Annotated in this window: 5 protein-coding genes; all 5 read left to right on the forward strand. The window is 33.0% G+C overall.

The genetic code is table 11. From position 1 onward, the window contains the following. Positions 1-141: 141 nt before the first annotated feature. Genes KHM83_RS19310 through KHM83_RS19330 form a run of 5 tightly spaced genes read left to right on the forward strand, consistent with a single transcriptional unit; the run spans position 142 to position 5,980 of the window. Positions 142-1,908, forward strand: a complete 1,767-nt coding sequence (locus KHM83_RS19310; RefSeq protein WP_213238675.1) for an ATP-dependent nuclease — start codon at positions 142-144, stop codon at positions 1,906-1,908. Next, complete coding sequence (locus tag KHM83_RS19315; protein WP_213238676.1) at positions 1,901-3,880, forward strand: UvrD-helicase domain-containing protein; 1,980 nt, start codon at positions 1,901-1,903, stop codon at positions 3,878-3,880. Before KHM83_RS19310 ends, KHM83_RS19315 begins: the two co-directional genes overlap by 8 nt. A gap of 19 nt (positions 3,881-3,899) precedes the next feature. Further along, positions 3,900-4,649, forward strand: coding sequence for a hypothetical protein (locus tag KHM83_RS19320; RefSeq protein ID WP_213238677.1), 750 nt, complete (start codon positions 3,900-3,902; stop codon positions 4,647-4,649). An 18-nt stretch (positions 4,650-4,667) separates the two neighbouring features. Further along, on the forward strand, positions 4,668-5,285 hold the full coding sequence (locus KHM83_RS19325; RefSeq protein ID WP_213238678.1) for an SEC-C metal-binding domain-containing protein: 618 nt from the start codon (positions 4,668-4,670) through the stop codon (positions 5,283-5,285). An 8-nt stretch (positions 5,286-5,293) separates the two neighbouring features. Further along, a complete protein-coding gene (locus tag KHM83_RS19330) occupies positions 5,294-5,980 on the forward strand; it encodes a restriction endonuclease PLD domain-containing protein (protein ID WP_213238679.1) in 687 nt (228 codons plus the stop codon). Positions 5,981-6,098: the final 118 nt, after the last annotated feature.

Genomic DNA, 6,098 nt, shown 5'->3' on the forward strand with positions numbered 1-6,098 from the left:
AGCACGTCCTTTCCTCCTTAAAGTTTGGTCACTTCAAGGGTATAAGATTGAGATTGTACTGGCAATTATTTTTTTGTATTTTTGTCTGCCATTCATTGTATTTTTAGATTACCATAAACAGATACACAGTCAGGAATGTTTTTGGAGTTCATCAACTTTGATCAGGATGGACAAGTTGAACTAAAGGTTCAGTTAAATGCTAAAGAAAAAAATGGAAGAGTAATATCTTCAATTACAGCTGGTGTTGGTGATTTAGGTGTAAGGTTTGATGCTGCAGACCTACTTAGAGCAACATATCTAAAGCCATTAAGAGATGCTGAAAATGAGCTTACACCCGGGTATAGGTCAAGGCTAGCACAGGTATTAGGAAAACATCAGTTATTTGAGAAGAAAGAAAAAAGTCATGTTTTAGAACGATACTTTAAGGTTGCTAACCATAGAGTTAAAAGCTTCTTTGAGAAAGATAATTTGGATGAGGATGAAGTTTTTGATATAGAGCAAAATGAACCAGGAGCAAAAGCTATTACTGGATTTATTGATAAAACATTACAGAGTTTTATGGGTACAAGTTTTGATGAAAATAATTACAAGTCATTTGTTGATGTAAGTAGGAACGAGTTGTCTTCTATCTTGAGGAAACTTAGTTTAAACGTAGATGAAAACAAAGTTGGATTGGGTACCCTAAATCAATTATTTATAGCACTAGAACTGTTATTATTTGAAATTGAGAAAAGTTATAATATAGCATTAATTGAAGAAATTGAAGCTCATTTACATCCGCAAGCACAGTTGAGATTGATAAAATCATTACAAGAAAGTTCAAATGCAAATGCTCAATATATAATTACAACTCATAGCATAACGCTTGCTTCAGTAATAAAGCTTGAAAACATAATTTTGTGCAAAGATAAAACAGCATATCCGATGGGGAGTGAGTATACATTACTTAGTTCAGGTGATTATAAGTTTCTTGAAAGATTCTTAGATGCTACAAAGGCCAATCTGTTTTTTGCCAAAGGTGTGATTTTCGTAGAAGGAGACTCGGAAAACCTATTAGTTCCAATCTTAGCTGATTTATTGGATAAGCCATTACATAAATACGGTGTTTCTGTAGTTAATATTGGCAACACAGCATTTTTAAGATACTCAAATATCTATAACAGAAGTGATGGCAAGTGCTTTGGAATACCCGTGTCAATAATTACTGATTTGGATGTTAAGCCGCAAGTGGGAAATCCTGAACACGAATATATTGTGTATAGGTTGCCTAAAGATAAAAGAACTGAAATTGCAAGTGAGTTCTCTATTACATTAGAATCTTTTGATGAAACATTCTTTTCTTCTAAAGATAGAGCTATAACAACTGTGAAAAAGGAAAACAATATTGATAATTTCACGAAACATCATGGATTAAAAAAGCGCATAGAAGATTCACTTGAGGAAGTTGATGATTTTGCTTTATATAAGAAAACTATACGTGAGAATAAGCTTAAGAAATATTCAACTGATACAGTTGAAGTCTATTTGAACAATTGGACCCTTGAGTATGACATAGCATTAAGTGGGTTAAGGGCATATATGCTATGCGCAATTAGAGTATCAAAAATGATTAAAAATAATGAAGAACTGATAACAGAAATTGACTTAACCTATGAGCTAGATGAGGCTAAGAAATCAATTGCTGATTGGGAAGTATCGGGTGAGAGTGAAGATAAGATTGCATATTTAATTTATGAGGATTTGCTAGAGAAACGTGCATCAAAAGCTGTTGCTGCTCAATACTTAGGTGAGTTGCTATTGAATTCATCTGAGAAGGTGAAGCCAATCATAGTGTCTGATGAAAAACTAAAATTCTTAGTAGATGCAATTGATAATGTATGCAGAAATGTAGGAGGTGCAGATGAGTAATTATATTTGCATTTCCAAGGATGATATTAAGAAGGCTGAAAAGATATTGTTACCTGATGGGTGCTCATTTGATGAGGACGAAAAAGTTCCTATTATTCAATGTATGGATAAGAGTATTGATGTTATTGCCTGCCCAGGGAGTGGTAAAACAACAGCTCTATTAGCGAAGTTGACGCTTATGCTAGATTCGTTGCCATTAGACGATGGAAAAGGCATATGCGTTATGACTCATACTAATGTAGCTGTAAATGAGATAAAGGAGAAATTAGGTAGTAAAAGTGATATCCTTTTTCAATATCCAAATTACTTTGGTACGATTCATTCGTTTTATAGTAAATTCTGTGCTACTCCATACTACAAGCAAATTTATGAATCTAATATTGCTGTGGTTGATGACGATGTGTATTATCGAGTGTTAAGAAGTAAATTCATGCCGTGGAGTGATTTAGGCAAAAAGATTTACTTTCGGGTGAAGGATGATATTGAAAAGATAGATTCAGGGTTGAGTAAAAAAGAGCAAAACAGGATTCAATATGATTTAAAGTTTAAATATCTGAAAGGTGTTCAATTATCATATAATGGTGAATTTTTCTTTAGTAAATCTGGTAAAACAGTAGTTAAAGACAGCAAGAAGGATTTGTATAAACTATTTTATGGATTGTTTCACGATGAAATGTTAGCCAAAGGAGTATTAAAGTATAGTGATGTATATTTGCTATCTCAAATTTATCTTACTTCCTTCCCTGAGATAAGGAACTACTTATCATCGAGATTTAAGTATGTATTTATTGATGAGACTCAGGATAATAGCTCTTTACAAAATGAGATTGTGAACTTAGCTTTTAACGATGATGTTGTTCTTCAAAGATTTGGTGATGCTAATCAGGCAATATATGACTCAAGTAATGTTTCGGATGGAGATATACAGATAAAAGGCGAAAAGTTAGAGATTACAAAGAGTATGAGATTTAACCAACCAATTGCAGATTTTATAAGTTTAATGAGAACGAGTGAGAGTGATAAGCCATTAATTGCTGTTGATGGTGCTAAAGGTTTTGTACCTCATTTGATTCTCTATAATGAGGATACAATCGGTAGTGTCATAGATAAATATATTAGCATTATTGATGAATACCAATTATCAGATGCAAAGTATCCATTTAAAGCGTGTGGGTGGGTAGGTTTTAAAGAGGCTCCTGAGCACCTTACTGTTAACTCATATTACCCTGACTTTTCAAGTAAAAAGAAAGTAGAGAAGAAACATTCAAACTTGAATTTTATCGGTATTCTAAATGAAACTCTTAAACACAGAAAGTCTGCAGGTAATATTTATAAAGGAATAATTGAATTTTGTGTTAAATTCTTAAATTCTATTGATTTTGAAGTTGAAGGTTCTAGGGTTAGCTCTAAGTCATTAAAGAAAACTGTTGAAAATAAGTTTGAAGAGGATTTGATAAAGCTCAGAACAACTGTGACTCCTTGGACTAGAAGAATTCTAAATAATGATGTGGATGTATATAGTGAAATAGGACAATTTTTATTTGGTTGCATATCAAAAGTAGTAGAAGAAGAAAGTATTGATGAAGCTGATTTCTTGAAGCATTTTAAGGCGGATGGAATAGAGTTGAATTTCAATGAATCGTGCGAAAATCGTATTAGCAAAGATGGGGTTAGTATAAGCATAGATACAGTACATGGAGTAAAGGGTGAAACGCATACTGCAACCTTGTACCTAGAATCGTTATATCATAAGAAAACAGACTTAAATCGAATATTCACAAGAATGTTTGGTAAGAAGAAGGGGAAATTCGATGCTTATGAAAGAAGCTCATTAAGAATTGGATATGTTGGCATGAGCAGAGCAACTGATTTACTGTGTATTGCAGTGAGTGAGCAGACTTTTTCAGAGTTTGAAGAAGATATAAGAGGACTCGAAGATAGTGAACATCTTAAATTGATAAAGCTTTACTAGTTAAGATAAGAGGTCAATTATGAATGATATTTACGGAATAAAAAATAACAAAAATAAGTATTATGGTGATGAGAAAAAGAAACCTTATATTTTTAAAAGTAAGAGCATTAATAGTCTATGTGTATATTGCGGTGAAGTAGCTGACACAAGAGAACATTTACCTACAAAGGGTTTTTTTGAGGAAATTGAAAATATGGATTTTCAGATACTCCCAGCATGTTTAGCTTGTAATAACAAGTTTTCAAGACATGAGCAGTACTTGATTCACTATCTCGAGTATTTGAAAAAGTATCTTTTATGTGATTACGAAATAAGTGAGGAAACAGCTAAAGAATTACATAAGAACCCTAGTTTAAAACAAAAAATTGAGAGTGAGTTTGAATTGTTATCAGATGGTAAGGTTCAAGTTACCTATGATTATGAGAGTATTGAAATAGTACTAAAAAAATTAGCAATAGGTCATATTGCATATGAAATGAGTGATATTTTCATGGAGGAACCTGAGCACTTTAACTACAAATTCATATATGATGCTTCAGAAGAAGAATTGGATAAATTTAATAGTGGTGTTGTATCAGATGTTATCCCTGAAGTAGGAAGCAGGTTAAGTGAAAGTATAATTCTTGGATCCGATGGTCAAATTGTATATCCTTGGAGAGTGTTGAATGATAGGGAATATATGTATATGACTTTTACGAATAAAGTTTACAGTGGAGTTAGGCTTGTGATTCATGAATTGTTGATTTGTGAAGTGCTTTGGAGTAGCTAATAGTAGGAGGATAATTGTATGAGTATAGGTAGGAATGAATCGTGTCCATGTGGCAGTGGCAAGAAATACAAGAAGTGTTGCCTTAATTGGGAAACAACATGGAGACATGGTATTGATATAAGTGACTGTGAGGTTGGAGTAAAGACAATCATGTTAGGAGCCTATGATTTTATTGTTGAGCACCAATTTCAAGGTGGTTGTCATATGATTTCAGCAGTATTATATATGTTATTAGTTGAACAGGGATATAAACCGGTAATTAAGACCGGAGAAGTGGGTATAGCTGACTTTGTATTTGACCACTCTTGGTTGGAAATTGATAAGAAGGTTTTTGACATCACAATCATGAGTACTTTACAGGATGATAAGAAGTTACCACCTGTAATTCTAAGCAAATCTGTTTCGTCAGGGTTGGCATGTAACTATCAATATGGTATGACTGCGAACTTGGACTTTAATACTCAAATGGTTCTGGCTCAGTCAATTGGTCAATATATAAAGGGTGGCAAAGAACATCATTCATATCTGATATTAAGAGAGATTGCTCAAAATGCAGGTTTTCCAATAGAAGATATTGATGGATTTATTGATAAGTATATGGATGCATATAGAGAGCATTCCATTGAGTTGCAGTAGGAGGAAAGATGAAGTTAATTGATAACATATCAACTAATCACAATATATGCATTCAAAGTATGCTGACATCTGCTGACCATCTTGTTTTAGTGAGTCCGTTTTTAACTGAGAGTTTTGATGAGTTCATACATGATATTTCAATTATAGGTGTTAGTAAAATCACTTTGATAACAACGCTAAAGGATAATTCACCTGATTTATTCAAGAAGGCTAATACTCTTCATTCATTTTGCATATCATGTATGCAAAACTCAGTAGATTTTGAAATACGAGTCGATAATGCTCTTCACGGTAAGCTCTATATTGCGTTGAAGAAAAATCAGCCATTTGCAGGAATAATTACATCTGCTAATTTTACTGTAAGGGGCTTATCTATGAATCATGAATGGGGTATTGAAGTAACAGATACACATATGCTTGATAAGGCTTTGAACGACCTATACACTGTAAGCAGTAAGCCATTAAGTAAACTTGAGTTAGATTCGATAATAAGAGATATTGATGATTATATGAAAGTTAATCCACAGGAGAAAGAAAAGAAACCAAAGTTAGACATAACAAGACACTTTAAAGACAAATTTACGGAGCATTCAATAGGCAGTATAGATTTGAGTTCGGATGTACGGTACTTTATAAAGCCGATAGGATGGACCGATAAACCTTTTGAAGAAAACCGCGTACTAGATGCTGGTTGATGATAGTATAAAAATAGGACAAGTAAAGTTGAGTCTTTTTAGAATACAAGATATAATAAACCCAATTCAAAAGGAGAAGGCTCATGGGAACAAAAAATCAAAAGCAATTTTCAAAAGA

Origin of the sequence: Fusibacter paucivorans (genome assembly GCF_018390735.1) — a bacterium.
GTDB lineage: Bacteria > Bacillota > Clostridia > Peptostreptococcales > Acidaminobacteraceae > Fusibacter > Fusibacter paucivorans.